General features: G+C 65.7%; 14 protein-coding genes and 1 tRNA gene. 10 read left to right on the top strand and 5 right to left on the bottom strand.

The features are described from left to right. Positions 1–43 precede the first annotated feature (43 nt). Positions 44–1,246, bottom strand: a complete 1,203-nt coding sequence (locus tag ACQR1F_RS13295) for a CaiB/BaiF CoA transferase family protein (protein WP_316178978.1) — start codon at positions 1,244–1,246, stop codon at positions 44–46. A 121-nt stretch (positions 1,247–1,367) separates the two neighbouring features. After that, on the bottom strand, positions 1,368–1,793 hold the full coding sequence (locus ACQR1F_RS13290) for an organic hydroperoxide resistance protein (protein WP_316178980.1): 426 nt from the start codon (positions 1,791–1,793) through the stop codon (positions 1,368–1,370). Positions 1,794–1,959: 166 nt separating this feature from the next. Here ACQR1F_RS13290 and ACQR1F_RS13285 point away from each other — a divergent pair, with 166 nt between their 5' ends. Further along, positions 1,960–2,421: a MarR family winged helix-turn-helix transcriptional regulator gene (locus ACQR1F_RS13285; RefSeq protein ID WP_315805658.1), complete on the top strand. Its 462-nt coding sequence runs from the start codon at positions 1,960–1,962 to the stop codon at positions 2,419–2,421. Positions 2,422–2,431: 10 nt separating this feature from the next. Here the strand turns inward: ACQR1F_RS13285 and ACQR1F_RS13280 are convergent, their stop codons facing one another. The 3 genes from ACQR1F_RS13280 to ACQR1F_RS13270 form a co-directional block, all read right to left on the bottom strand. Next, positions 2,432–2,683, bottom strand: a complete 252-nt coding sequence (locus ACQR1F_RS13280; protein ID WP_434882286.1) for a GIY-YIG nuclease family protein — start codon at positions 2,681–2,683, stop codon at positions 2,432–2,434. 304 nt (positions 2,684–2,987) lie between these two features. Then, positions 2,988–3,063 (bottom strand) — tRNA-Ala (locus tag ACQR1F_RS13275). A gap of 81 nt (positions 3,064–3,144) precedes the next feature. Next, positions 3,145–3,549 (bottom strand): TIGR02300 family protein, encoded by a 405-nt coding sequence (locus ACQR1F_RS13270; RefSeq protein WP_315805660.1) that lies wholly within the window; start codon positions 3,547–3,549, stop codon positions 3,145–3,147. A 151-nt stretch (positions 3,550–3,700) separates the two neighbouring features. Between ACQR1F_RS13270 and aroA the strand changes: the two genes are divergently transcribed. From aroA to trpA, 9 genes are all read left to right on the top strand, one after another. Next, positions 3,701–5,038: a 3-phosphoshikimate 1-carboxyvinyltransferase gene (aroA, locus tag ACQR1F_RS13265; RefSeq protein WP_316178984.1), complete on the top strand. Its 1,338-nt coding sequence runs from the start codon at positions 3,701–3,703 to the stop codon at positions 5,036–5,038. Further along, positions 5,035–5,673 (top strand): (d)CMP kinase, encoded by a 639-nt coding sequence (gene cmk, locus ACQR1F_RS13260; RefSeq protein WP_316239368.1) that lies wholly within the window; start codon positions 5,035–5,037, stop codon positions 5,671–5,673. Before aroA ends, cmk begins: the two co-directional genes overlap by 4 nt. A 250-nt stretch (positions 5,674–5,923) precedes the next feature. After that, a complete protein-coding gene (rpsA, locus tag ACQR1F_RS13255; RefSeq protein WP_315741235.1) occupies positions 5,924–7,633 on the top strand; it encodes a 30S ribosomal protein S1 in 1,710 nt (569 codons plus the stop codon). Between the two features lie 351 nt (positions 7,634–7,984). Further along, positions 7,985–8,965 (top strand): signal peptide peptidase SppA, encoded by a 981-nt coding sequence (gene sppA, locus ACQR1F_RS13250; RefSeq protein WP_315803968.1) that lies wholly within the window; start codon positions 7,985–7,987, stop codon positions 8,963–8,965. Between the two features lie 169 nt (positions 8,966–9,134). Next, a complete protein-coding gene (locus tag ACQR1F_RS13245; protein ID WP_315803967.1) occupies positions 9,135–9,452 on the top strand; it encodes an integration host factor subunit beta in 318 nt (105 codons plus the stop codon). 77 nt (positions 9,453–9,529) lie between these two features. Then, on the top strand, positions 9,530–9,922 hold the full coding sequence (locus ACQR1F_RS13240) for a lipopolysaccharide assembly protein LapA domain-containing protein (RefSeq protein ID WP_434913198.1): 393 nt from the start codon (positions 9,530–9,532) through the stop codon (positions 9,920–9,922). Between the two features lie 77 nt (positions 9,923–9,999). Next, positions 10,000–10,659 carry a phosphoribosylanthranilate isomerase gene (locus ACQR1F_RS13235; RefSeq protein ID WP_434888194.1) on the top strand — a complete coding sequence of 220 codons (660 nt, stop codon included), beginning with the start codon at positions 10,000–10,002 and terminating at the stop codon, positions 10,657–10,659. Further along, the gene (gene trpB / locus ACQR1F_RS13230) at positions 10,656–11,879 is read left to right on the top strand and encodes a tryptophan synthase subunit beta (RefSeq protein ID WP_434913196.1); all 1,224 of its coding nucleotides are present in this window, start codon (positions 10,656–10,658) and stop codon (positions 11,877–11,879) included. Before ACQR1F_RS13235 ends, trpB begins: the two co-directional genes overlap by 4 nt. Beyond that, a complete protein-coding gene (gene trpA, locus ACQR1F_RS13225; protein WP_434913194.1) occupies positions 11,876–12,712 on the top strand; it encodes a tryptophan synthase subunit alpha in 837 nt (278 codons plus the stop codon). The genes trpB and trpA overlap by 4 nt, the downstream gene beginning before the upstream one ends. Positions 12,713–12,803: the final 91 nt, after the last annotated feature.

Below are 12,803 nucleotides of genomic sequence, written 5' to 3'. Positions count from 1 at the left end.
CCCGGGCGGCGCTAGCGTTGGGAGACGACAGGCTGATGGCTCCTCAGCGCTTGCGCTCGGCGCAGACCGTGCCCTCGGAGAGCAGGGCCTGGATCTCGGGCTCCGAGTAGCCGAACTCGCTGAGCACCTCCTGGGCATGCTGGCTGAACTTCGGCGGGGTGGAGCGCAGGCTCGGCTTGGTGCGTTCGAGCCGGATCGGCGAGGCGACGCCCTTGTACCAGTCCTTCTCGATGACATCGCCGCGGTGGATCGTGTGCGGATTGGTCAACGCCTGGTCGATCTTCTGCACGGGTCCCGCCGGCAGGCCGGCTGCGAGCAGCCGGTCGCACAGCGGCTCCGCCTCGAATTGGCTGAACACGGCGGCGAGCTCGGCGCGCAGCGCCTCGCGATTGGCGACGCGATCCTTGTTGCGCGCGAAGCGCGGATCGGTGCCGAGTTCCGGCCGGCCGATTTCCTTGGCGAGCTTGCGGAAGGTGCCGTCATTGCCGACGCCGATGAAGATATCGTCGGTCCTGGTCGGGAAGATCGCATAGGGCACGAGGTTCGGATGCTCGTTGCCGGTCAGCGACGGCGGCTTGCCATGCATGAAGTAGTTTGCGGTATGCGGATGCATGATCGCGAGGCCGGTCTCATACAGCGTGACCTCGAGGAACTGACCGAGCCCAGAACGCTGCCGTTCCGACAGCGCCATCAGGATGCCGATCGCGGCATAGAGGCCGGTGGTGATGTCGACCAGCGGCACGCCGATCCGCATCGGCCCGCTTTGCGGCGATCCGGTCGCGGCGATCATGCCGGTCATCGCCTGGATGATCGCGTCATAGCCGGGATTGCCGCCGCGCGGCCCGTCGGCACCGAAGCCGCAGATGCGGCAGTGCACCAGCTTCGGGAATTTCTCGCGCAGGGTGTCGCTGCCGATGCCCCATTTCTCCAAGGTGCCGGGCTTGAAGTTCTCGATCAGCACGTCGGCGGTCTCGAGCATCCGCATCAGCACGACGCGTCCGCCCTCGGACGCGAGATCGAGGCCGATCGAGCGCTTGTTGCGGTTGATCCCGACGAAATAGGCGGCGTCCTCGTCGTGGAACGGAGGGCCCCAGTCGCGCACTTCGTCGCCGGCCGGCGGCTCGACCTTGATCACGTCGGCGCCGTGATCGGCCAGGATCTGCGTGCAATAGGGCCCGCCGAGCACGCGCGTCAGATCGATCACGCGCAGTCCGGCCATGGCGCCGGGAGCAAATTGAGGTGTCATCGGATGTCGCGAGGTTGGTTACAGCTCGCGATCATTAAGCATTGCTGCGGCGGTGGCGCAAACGGGGGCTGCCATGCGGCAGGACAACGGAGGTCGTCCTGCCGCACGACGGAATTGAAGCTCAGACGACGGTCAGCTTGACGTCGACATTGCCGCGCGTGGCGTTGGAATAGGGGCACACCTCATGCGCCTTGGCGACCAGCGCCTCGGCGTCAGCCTTGGCGAGGCCGGGCAGAGAGACGGCGAGCTCGACGGTGATGCCGAAGCCGCCTTCCGAGCGCGGCCCGATGCCGACGGTGGAGGTCACCGACGTGTCGGCGGGAACCTTCGGGCCGCCCTGCGAGCCGACGAACTTCATCGCGCCGATGAAGCAGGCGGCGTAGCCGGCCGCGAACAGCTGCTCGGGATTGTTGCCGGCGCCGCCGCCGCCACCGAGCTCCTTCGGGGTGGAGAGCTTGACCTTGAGCGAGCCGTCGAGGGTCGCCGCCTCGCCGTCGCGGCCGCCGGTGGCCTTGGCGCTGGTCGTGTAGAGCACGTTCACGGACATGGAGTGTCTCCTGGTTGGACGAATTCAGTGAGTCCATGTTGCACACTATTATATTGTGCACAATATAATTGTTCGGTAGAAAATTCGTGATCGGTGCGCCGGGCCCGTTGTCGATGCGAGGCGTGCGGGCTCAAGATGCCGATGGGATCGACCTGTGGTGACCTCGATGCGAAAGAAGTCCGCGGCAGACCTGCCGCTCCAGCTCGGCAACCAGCTCTGCTTCGCCGTCTATTCGACCGCGCACGCCTTCAACCGCGTCTACAAGCCGCTGCTCGACCGCCTGGGCCTGACCTATCCGCAATATCTGGTCATGCTGGTGCTGTGGGAGCAGGACGGCCTGACGGTGAAGGACATCGGCGCCCGCCTGTTCCTCGATTCCGGCACGCTGACGCCGCTGCTGAAGCGGATGGAGGCTACGCATCTGGTGAAGCGGACCCGGTCGGCCGAGGACGAACGGCAGGTGCTGGTCACCCTGACGAGCCAGGGCGCGAGCCTGCGCGACAAGGCAAGAGCGATCGTGCCGCCGGCGATCCTGGACGCGACGGGATGCTCGATCGCGGAGCTCACGGATCTGCACGGCAAGCTGGTGAAGCTGCGGGAGCGGCTCGATGCGGCGGCGGAGGGGTGAGGATGGCCGTTCAGACCGGACCGAGGAGGCGCTTCTTCGCGAAGGCCCGGCCGGAATGCGATTTCAAGTAGGCCTCGAAGGCCAAGGCACGGTGTTTGTCCGGAAAGGCGCAGTACCAGACGAGCGTCCACGGCATGAACTTGGATGTGTGCGCTGAGTGGCCGGCGTTGTGATCCTTGAGGCGCTGCCGGATATCCGCGGTCGCGCCGATGTATTCCTGCTTGGGAAAGGCGACGCTACGGATGATGTAGACGTACCACATGTGAGGGGCTCGCCGCGAAAGATCGCAGGCGCGCATTCTGCAGTTGGAAAACGGAGTTGTCAGCCGAGCTGCGTCAGGCGTTACACGCTGGCTAAGTTCGAAGGTCGGACCTGAGCGTGATCAGCAGGCCTGCGGGCATGGAGAGGCGGCATCTCGTCGAGCCCGGGCTTCGCCAGGTGCCACGATTTTCGGAGAGAGTTTGCTTCCGAGTAGCCCGGCTTCGCCAAGGGGCTTCGCCGGGCACCACGCTTCGCCCTTCAGGCTCCGTCGTGGCTGCGCCACGCGTAGCCTGAAGGGCGAAGCGTGGTGGAGCCAGGCGGGATCGAACCGCCGACCTCTTGCATGCCATGCAAGCGCTCTCCCAGCTGAGCTATGGCCCCTGAACCGAACCGGCGGTCTGGGTGACCGCCGGGGAGCACCGTGAACCACAGTTCGCGGCTGATCTCAAGTGTCTTCGACGATTATTCTTCGTCGCCGCCGACATCACCGATGATGTCGGTCACGTCCTCGTCGCCTTCTTCCTCGTCGGCGATGAAGGTCGAGTCATCATCCTCGTCATCGTCGAGGGTCTCGTCGATCTCGATGTCGTCCTCCGATTCGGGAACGACGGCCTTGACCTTGCCGGAGTTCTCCTCGGCATCGGCCTCCTCGAGCGACACCAACTCCTCGGCCTCGGCGGGCTCAACCACGTCGGCCGCCGCAGCGGCACGCGCAGCCTCGCCGCGCATGGCGCGGGTCGGAGCCACGGGCGCGATCGGCACGACCTCGCCGGTGTAGGGCGAAATCACCGGGTTCTTGTTGAGGTCATAGAACTTTTTGCCCGTGGTCGGGCAAATGCGTTTGGTTCCGAGCTCGGATTTGGCCACGTGCAGGCGTCCTGGCAATGTCTGAAAAGCGGTGTCTCACTTGGCTAGTTGCCGCGCCGCTGTCAATAGCGCTGTCAACGGGAAAATCACCGCTCGTGACGGAGGGCGGGGGCTGTGATACCTGCCGCGTCCGAAACACGAGGATCCCGCCGTGAGCACGTCAGCCGCCCCGACTCCCCTGGAATCACGCGCCTCCGGGCCCCTCTCGGGCACGATTCGCGTGCCTGGCGACAAGTCGATCTCGCACCGGGCGCTGATCCTGGGGGCGCTGTCGGTCGGCGAGACCCGGATTTCCGGCCTGCTCGAGGGCGAGGACGTCCTCAACACCGCCGAATCGATGCGATCCCTGGGTGCCAAGGTCGAGCGCACCGGCGACTTCGCGTGGACCGTCCGTGGCGTGGGGGTCGGCGGCTTCGCCCAGCCCAGCACACCGCTCGATTTCGGCAACTCCGGCACCGGCTGCCGGCTGGTGATGGGCGCCGTCGCCGGTTGCCCGATCACGGCCGTTTTCGATGGTGATGCCTCGCTGCGCAGCCGTCCGATGCGGCGCATCCTCGACCCGCTGGCGCTGATGGGCGCGAAGGTGGTGTCGATCGCCGAGGGCGGCAAGCTTCCGTTGACCCTGCAGGGCGCCGGCAACCCGGTGCCGATCGAGTATCGCACGCCGGTGGCTTCGGCCCAGATCAAGTCGGCGGTGCTGCTCGCGGGCCTCGCCGCGCCCGGTGTGACCACCGTGATCGAGCAGGAGGCCAGCCGCGACCATACGGAGCTGATGCTGAAGCATTTCGGCGCGGAGATCGTGACCACGCCGGAAGGGTCTCATGGCCGCCGCATCGCACTGACCGGCCAGCCGGAGCTGTGTGGTGCCCCCGTGATCGTTCCCGCCGACCCGTCCTCGGCCGCGTTCCCGCTGGTCGCCGCGCTGATCGTCGATGGCTCGGACCTCGTGCTGTCGGACGTGATGACCAACCCGCTGCGCACCGGCCTGTTCACGACCCTGCGCGAGATGGGCGCCTCGATCGAGGAGGACGACGTCCGCGGCGATGCCGGCGAGCCCATGGCCCGGCTGCGCGTGCGCGCCTCGAAGCTGAGGGGCGTCGTGGTGCCGCCCGAGCGCGCGCCGTCGATGATCGACGAATATCTCGTCTTGGCCGTCGCCGCCGCCTATGCCGAGGGCACCACCGTGATGCGCGGCCTGCATGAGCTGCGCGTCAAGGAATCCGACCGGCTGGAGGCCACCGCGGCGATGCTGCGTGTCAACGGCGTCAAGGTCGAGATCAGCGGCGATGACCTGATCGTCGAGGGCCGCGGTCACGTGCCGGGCGGCGGCATCGTCGCGACCCACATGGACCACCGCATCGCGATGTCCGCCCTCGTGATGGGCCTCGCGTCCGACAAGCCGGTCACCGTCGACGACACCGCCTTCATCGCCACCAGCTTCCCGGATTTCATCCCGCTGATGTGCAAGGCGGGCGCGGATTTCGCATGATCATCGCCATCGACGGCCCGGCGGCCTCGGGCAAGGGCACCATGGCCAAGCGTCTCGCGGCGCATTACGGCCTCAGGCACCTGGATACGGGCGTGATCTACCGGGCCGTTGCCCATGCGCTGCTGACCGCCGGCATCGACCTCAAGGACGAGGTGCGGGCGGCGGACGTCGCCATGAGCCTGGATCCCTCGACCTTCGACAATCCGGCGCTGAGGTCGCACCAGGTCGGGTCCGCGGCCTCCGTGGTCTCGGCGTTGCCGAAAGTGCGCGAGGCGCTGGTGGCCTTCCAGCGTCAGTTCGCAAGCCAGCCACCCGGTGCCGTGCTCGACGGCCGTGACATCGGAACCGTGATCTGCCCGGACGCCGAGGTGAAGATCTACGTCGTCGCCGATCCCCGCATCCGGGCGCATCGCCGCACGCTCGAGGCGCTTTCGCGGGGGGAACCGGCCGACGAGGCGGCCATTCTGGCCGACATCCTGGCGCGCGACGAGCGTGACCAGAACCGGGCCGTCGCGCCTTTAAAACAAGCCCCGGATGCTTACTTGCTTGACAACTCCCATTTGGATATAGAGAGCGGCGTCCGGGCCGCCATCGACATCGTCGAGGCCGTTCGAGCGGGCCGCCAGCGGGTTTGATTTCCGCCGGCGTCATTGGAGGAAAGCCCGCTCCCGCCCTTGACCGTCGATAGCTCGATTGCGGTTCAATCGAGTCCGATCAGCCGGACGCACTTCATACGTATCGCATGTGCAGGCACTGCCGGCCCGCGCCGTTTGCGCTTATCGCGCTGACAGCGCGGACGTCTGGGGATTTGTGGACCTCCAGGCACTGTCCATTCGATGCGCCGATCAACCCAAGCTGGCGAGAATGTCCGCATCTGGAGAACAAATGGCTTCGAGTACCTCTGCTTCTTCCTACAATCCCAGCCGCGATGATTTCGCCGCGATGCTGGATGAGTCCTTCACCAAGGGCAACCTGCAGGAAAGCTCTGTCGTCAAGGGCAAGGTTGTTGCGATCGAGAAGGACATGGCCGTCATCGACGTCGGCCTGAAGACCGAAGGCCGCGTGGCGCTGCGCGAATTCGCCGGGCCCGGCCGTGACAGTGAATTGAAAGTCGGCGACGAGGTCGAAGTGTTCCTCGATCGCATCGAGAACGCGCTCGGCGAAGCGGTGCTGTCGCGCGACAAGGCGCGCCGCGAAGAGAGCTGGGGCAAGCTCGAGAAGGCGTTCCAGAACAACGAAAAGGTCAACGGCGTCATCTTCAACCAGGTCAAGGGCGGCTTCACCGTCGACCTCGACGGTGCCGTGGCCTTCCTGCCGCGCTCGCAGGTCGACATCCGTCCGATCCGCGACGTCGCGCCGCTGATGAACAACTCGCAGCCGTTCCAGATCCTCAAGATGGACCGTCGCCGCGGCAACATCGTCGTGTCGCGCCGGACCGTGCTGGAAGAGACCCGCGCCGAGCAGCGCCAGGAGCTGGTGCAGAACCTCGAAGAGGGTCAGGTGATCGACGGCGTCGTCAAGAACATCACCGATTACGGTGCGTTCGTCGACCTCGGCGGCATCGACGGCCTGCTGCACGTCACCGACATTGCCTGGCGCCGCGTCAACCATCCGACCGAGGTGCTGAGCATCGGTCAGACGGTCAAGGTCAAGATCATCAAGATCAACCACGAGACGCACCGCATCTCGCTGGGCATGAAGCAGCTGCTCGACGATCCGTGGCAGGGCATCGAGGCGAAGTACCCGCTGCAGGCCCGTTTCCATGGCCGCGTCACCAACATCACCGACTACGGCGCGTTCGTCGAGCTCGAGCCGGGCATCGAAGGCCTGATCCACGTCTCCGAGATGTCGTGGACCAAGAAGAACATGCACCCCGGCAAGATCGTCTCGACCTCGCAGGAAGTCGAAGTGCAGGTGCTCGAAGTCGACAGCGTCAAGCGCCGCATCTCGCTCGGTCTCAAGCAGACCATGCGCAACCCGTGGGAGGTCTTCGTCGAGAAGCATCCGACGGGTTCGGTGGTCGAGGGCGAGGTCAAGAACAAGACCGAGTTCGGCCTGTTCCTGGGTCTCGAAGGCGACGTCGACGGCATGGTCCATCTGTCGGACCTCGACTGGAAGCAGCCGGGCGAGCAGGTCATCGACAACTACAAGAAGGGCGACATGGTCAAGGCCGTGGTGCTCGACGTGGACGTGGAGAAGGAGCGCATCTCGCTCGGCATCAAGCAGCTCGAAGGCGATCCCTTCGCCGAGCCGGGCGATGTCAAGAAGGGTGCGGTCGTCACCTGCGAGGTACTCGACGTCAAGGACGGCGGCATCGACGTCAAGATCACCGGCACCGACTTCACCACCTTCATCAAGCGCTCCGAGCTGGCGCGCGATCGCAACGATCAGCGCACCGAGCGGTTCGCCGTCGGTGAGAAGGTCGATGCCCGCGTGATCCAGTTCGACAAGAAGGCCCGCAAGGTCCAGGTGTCGATCAAGGCGCTGGAAGTCGCTGAAGAGAAGGAAGCCATCGCGCAGTACGGCTCGTCCGATTCGGGCGCGACGCTGGGCGACATTCTGGGCACCGCGCTCAAGAACCGCGACTCGAAGTAAGCCTTCGATCCGCGTGACGAGATCAAAGCCCCGGCTTCGGCCGGGGCTTTTTTGTGCCCCCAGGGCATTTCGACCCGCCCCTCGCCATCGCATATGTGGATAGGGTCGAACCTGCAACTTAGTTGCTCCGTCGTGGCCGGGACAAGCCCGGCCATGACGACGTGGAGAGATGAGAGCAAGACTCCGATCATCGAATACGCTAGCCCTGCGGCCTGCTCGGAGCCCGTCGACCCTTTGACGGCTTCGTGGCGGAGCCTTCCTTTCTTCAAATTGCGCCGCGATTGATGTAATCGGATAACGAGATATTCAGGCTGCGGATGCAAAACGCGCCGAGACTTCCAGGAGCTGTCCATGTCGCTTGATTCGGATGTGATCGTCGATCGCCGCAGGCTGCGCCGCAAGCTGACGTTCTGGCGGGTGGTCGCGGTGCTGATCGCGGTCGCGGCTCTTTCCGCCATCGGCCTCGCCATGTCGCCGCGCGGCCGCACCGTGCTGTCGACCACCGGCTCGATCGCCCGCGTCAATATCGAGGGCCTGATCCGTAGCGATCATGAGCGCGTCGAGGCGCTGGAGCGGCTCGAAAACTCCTCGGCCGAAGCCGTCATCGTCCACATCAATTCGCCGGGCGGCACCACCGCCGGCTCCGAGCAGCTCTACGATTCGCTGGTCCGGCTGAAGGCGAAGAAGCCGCTGGTCGTCGTCGTTGAAGGTCTCGCGGCGTCCGGCGGCTATATCGGCGCGATCGCTGCCGATCACATCGTCGCGCAGCAGAGTTCGCTGGTCGGTTCGATCGGCGTGCTGTTCCAGTACCCCAATGTCGGCGAGCTGTTGAAGACGGTCGGCGTGAAGATCGAGGAGGTCAAATCCTCGCCGCTGAAGGCCGCCCCCAACGGCTACGAGCCCACCAGCCCGGAAGCGCGTGCGGCGCTCGACGCCCTGGTCAAGGATTCCTACGCCTGGTTCCGCGGACTGGTGAAGGATCGCCGGGCCATGAATGATGAGCAGTTGGAGAAGGTGGCCGACGGCCGCGTCTTCACCGGCCGGCAGGCGATCGAGCTGAAGCTGATCGACGAGCTCGGCGACGAGAAGACCGCGGTCGCCTGGCTCGTCGCGAACAAGAACGTCAAGAAGGACCTTCCGGTGCGTGACTACAAGCTCACGCCGCGGTTTGGCGACCTCACCTTCCTGCGAACGGCCACCTCGATCGCGCTCGACGCCGTCGGCCTGTCCGGAATCGCCCGCCAGCTCGAGCACACCGGCGTGGTCCAGGCGGTCGATCGCATCGGCCTCGACGGCATGCTCGCGCTCTGGACGCCCGCGCCGGGCAATTGAACTCGCCAAGACCATCCTCGGGACGATCTTCCCGTTTCGCGTGTGCCATGGCGAGGCCCCGTACCCGGCCTCGCCCCCCGATTCACGGCCGCGATGAATGATTTAGCGTCTTGACAGTCCAGCATATTTTCACGGAAATGGGACCTGTCTCCCCGGGTACATTTTCTCGATGATCAAATCCGAGCTGGTTCAGCGTATCGCCGAGCACAACCCGCATCTCTACCAGCGGGATGTCGAGAACATCGTCAACGCGATCCTCGACGAGATCGTCGCGGCGCTCGCCCGCGGTGACCGCGTCGAGCTGCGCGGCTTCGGCGCCTTCTCGGTCAAGCATCGGCCGGCCCGCGCCGGTCGCAACCCGCGGACCGGGGCGCATGTCCCGGTGGACCAGAAGAGCGTCCCGTTCTTCAAGACGGGCAAGGAAATGCGCGAGCGGCTGAACCGGGACAATCCCGCGGGCGCTGCGGCTGACGACTCAGACGATTGAAGCATCTCGCGCCGGCCGTGCTAGTCGTCGGCGGCTGATTTCGAGGCGAATCCGGCCTGACTGACACGAGCGAGCGCATGCGAAAATTCTTCACTGTCGTGGTCGTCCTTCCGCTGCTGGTGCTGTTCGTCATCTTCGCGGTCGCCAATCGGCATTTCGTTACCGTATCGTTTGATCCGTTCAACGCGACCGATCCGGCGCTCGCGGTATCGGTCCCGTTGTTCGCCTTGATCATCGCCGTCGCGATCCTGGGCGTGATCGCAGGTGGTTGTGCCACCTGGATCGGCCAGCGCCGCTGGCGGCGGGCCGCGCGCCGTCATCAGGCCGATGCCGAAGCGGCCCGTGCGCAGGTGGTGCAGTTGAGCGCCGCGGCGCGTGAAAATCAGGGCTCGGCACAATCTCTGGTTCCGGCGGCGCCGGCGCGGCTTTTCGCCCCTTATGGGCGAGACAAGCAGGGCGCCGCGTTGTAGAAGGCGCCCAAGCTCGGCGGCCTTGGAAGCCGCCGGCTTCTGGTGATCCTTTCCGCCCGGACGTGCGTTGTTCATCGATGTCCCTGCTCGTCAAAATCTGCGGCCTGACCACGCCCGATACCCTCGCTTCGGCGCTCGACGCGGGCGCCGACATGGTGGGCTTCGTGTTCTTTCCGCCGTCCCCACGCCATGTCGACCTGACGGCCGCGCGTGAGCTGGGCCGTGACGTCAGGGGGCGCGCGCTCAAGGTGGCGCTGACCGTCGATGCCGACGACGCGATGATCGAAAATATCGTCGAGACGCTGCGGCCTGATCTCCTGCAGCTGCATGGCCGCGAAAGCATCGCGCGCATCCGCGACCTCAAGCAGCGCTTCGGCCTGCCCATCATGAAAGCCATTCCGGTCGCGACCGACGCCGATCTTGCGCCGCTGGCGGGCTACGCCGATGTGTGCGACCGCATCCTGTTCGACGCGCGGGCGCCGAAGGATGCGACCCGTCCCGGCGGACTCGGGGCTACCTTCGATTGGCGTCTGCTGCAGGGCCTGAAACTCGATCGCCCGTTCATGGTGTCCGGCGGCCTGAGCGCCGACAACGTCGCCGAGGCCGTGCGGATCACGCGCGCCGGCGGCGTCGACGTGTCATCCGGCGTCGAGCGAACGCCGGGTGTGAAGGATTGCGACATGATCCGGGATTTCATTCGCGCGGCGCGGGCCGCTGAAGAGTTGAGCGTTCAATGACGACAGCCATTCCCAATTCCTACCGCAGCGGTCCTGATGACCGCGGTCACTTCGGCATCTTCGGCGGCCGCTTCGTCGCCGAAACCCTGATGCCGCTGATCCTCGACCTGGAAAAGGCCTATGCGGAGGCCAAGGCCGATCCGGCATTCCATGCCGAGATGAACGGCTACCTGAAGAACTACGTCGGCCGGCCCTCGCCGCTGTATTACGCGGAGCGGCTGACGGAGCATCTCGGCGGCGCCAAGATCTACTTCAAGCGCGAGGAGCTGAATCACACCGGCTCGCACAAGGTCAACAACGTGCTCGGCCAGATCATGGTCGCGCGCCGGATGGGCAAGAAGCGCATCATCGCCGAGACCGGCGCCGGCCAGCATGGTGTGGCCACCGCAACGCTGTGTGCGCGTTTCGGATTGGACTGCGTGGTCTACATGGGCGCGGTCGACGTCGAGCGGCAGCAGCCGAATGTGATCCGCATGGAGATGCTCGGCGCAAAGGTGGTGCCGGTGCAGTCCGGCGCCAAGACGCTCAAGGATGCGATGAACGAGGCGCTGCGTGACTGGGTCACCAACGTCCACAACACGTTCTATTGCATCGGCACCGTCGCCGGCCCGCATCCCTATCCGATGATGGTGCGCGACTTCCAGTCGGTGATCGGCAGCGAGACGCGCGCGCAGATGCAGGAGGCCGAAGGCCGCCTGCCGGATTCGCTGATCGCCTGCATCGGCGGCGGCTCCAATGCGATGGGCCTGTTCCATCCGTTCCTCGATGATCCCTCCGTCGAGATCTACGGCGTCGAGGCCGCGGGCCACGGCCTCACGCAGCTGCATGCGGCATCGATCGCCGGTGGCCGTCCCGGCGTGCTGCACGGCAACCGCACCTATCTGCTGATGGATGAGGACGGACAGATCGAGGAGGCGCATTCGATCTCGGCCGGTCTCGACTATCCCGGTATCGGACCGGAGCATTCCTGGCTGCACGAGGTCGGCCGCGTGAACTATTTGTCGGCGACCGATGAGGAGGCGCTGGCCGCGTTCCAATTGCTATCGCGGCTCGAAGGCATCATCCCGGCGCTGGAGCCGGCGCATGCGATCGCCAAGGTCATGGACCTCGCGCCGAAGAAGCCGAAAGACCACCTGATGGTGGTCAACATGTCCGGCCGCGGCGACAAGGACGTGCCGCAGGTGGGGGACATCTTGCGAGGAAGGGCGAAGGCATCGTGACCAGCCGGATGGATGCGCGTTTCGCGCAATTGAAAAAGGAAGGCCGCTCGGCGTTCGTCACCTTCGTGATGTCAGGCGACCCTGATCCTGAAACCTCGCTGGCGATCGTCAAGGCGCTGCCGCAGGCTGGCGCCGACATCATCGAGATCGGCATGCCGTTCACCGATCCGATGGCCGACGGTCCGTCGATCCAGGCGGCGGGCCTGCGCGCGCTCAAGGCCGGCATGACCTTGAGGAAGACGCTGCAGCTGGTGCGCAGCTTCCGCGACAGCGATGCCGACACGCCGATCGTGCTGATGGGCTACTACAACCCGATCTACATCTACGGCGTCGACAGGTTTCTCGACGATGCCAAGACCGCCGGCGTCGACGGCCTGATCATCGTCGACCTGCCGCCGGAAGAGGACACCGAGCTCTGCATCCCCGCGCTGAAGGCCGGGCTCAACTTCATCCGGCTGGCGACGCCGACCACCGATGACAAGCGGCTGCCGGCGGTGCTCGCGAACACCTCCGGCTTCGTCTACTACGTCTCGATCACCGGCATCACCGGCGCGGCGGCCGCGGATTCGTCGGCTGTGGGCGCCGCCGTGGCGCGCATCAAGCGCCATACGGCGCTGCCCGTCTGCGTCGGCTTCGGCATCCGGACACCGGAGACAGCCCGCGCCATCGCAGCCCATGCCGATGGCGCCGTGGTCGGCACCGCCCTGGTCGACGCACTCCGCGCCAGCCTCGATGCTGAGGACCGCGCGACCGCCAAGACCGTCAGTGCGGTCGCCGATCTGGCCGCCGCTCTCGCCCAGGGCGTGCGCGGCGCGCAACAGGCCGCGGAATAGGCCGTCAACCACTATCCGAGCGGATGTCGCGGCCGTCTTGCCGTGACCCCGCCGTCCCGCCATATATCCGGGCGACCGCAACACGGAGCGA

Origin of the sequence: Bradyrhizobium sp. HKCCYLS3013, from assembly GCF_051167615.1 — a bacterium.
Classification (GTDB): domain Bacteria; phylum Pseudomonadota; class Alphaproteobacteria; order Rhizobiales; family Xanthobacteraceae; genus Bradyrhizobium.
This window is presented reverse-complemented; position numbering and strand designations above follow the sequence as displayed.

Bases quoted from the DNA above. Each gene is read 5' to 3' on its own strand.
- ACQR1F_RS13295 (WP_316178978.1), bottom strand. From the start codon at position 1,246: ATGACACCTCAATTTGCTCCCGGCGCCATGGCCGGACTGCGCGTGATC.
- ACQR1F_RS13290 (WP_316178980.1), bottom strand. From the start codon at position 1,793: ATGTCCGTGAACGTGCTCTACACGACCAGCGCCAAGGCCACCGGCGGC.
- ACQR1F_RS13285 (WP_315805658.1), top strand. From the start codon at position 1,960: ATGCGAAAGAAGTCCGCGGCAGACCTGCCGCTCCAGCTCGGCAACCAG.
- ACQR1F_RS13280 (WP_434882286.1), bottom strand. From the start codon at position 2,683: ATGTGGTACGTCTACATCATCCGTAGCGTCGCCTTTCCCAAGCAGGAA.
- cmk (WP_316239368.1), top strand. From the start codon at position 5,035: ATGATCATCGCCATCGACGGCCCGGCGGCCTCGGGCAAGGGCACCATG.
- rpsA (WP_315741235.1), top strand. From the start codon at position 5,924: ATGGCTTCGAGTACCTCTGCTTCTTCCTACAATCCCAGCCGCGATGAT.
- sppA (WP_315803968.1), top strand. From the start codon at position 7,985: ATGTCGCTTGATTCGGATGTGATCGTCGATCGCCGCAGGCTGCGCCGC.
- ACQR1F_RS13245 (WP_315803967.1), top strand. From the start codon at position 9,135: ATGATCAAATCCGAGCTGGTTCAGCGTATCGCCGAGCACAACCCGCAT.
- ACQR1F_RS13240 (WP_434913198.1), top strand. From the start codon at position 9,530: ATGCGAAAATTCTTCACTGTCGTGGTCGTCCTTCCGCTGCTGGTGCTG.
- ACQR1F_RS13235 (WP_434888194.1), top strand. From the start codon at position 10,000: ATGTCCCTGCTCGTCAAAATCTGCGGCCTGACCACGCCCGATACCCTC.
- trpB (WP_434913196.1), top strand. From the start codon at position 10,656: ATGACGACAGCCATTCCCAATTCCTACCGCAGCGGTCCTGATGACCGC.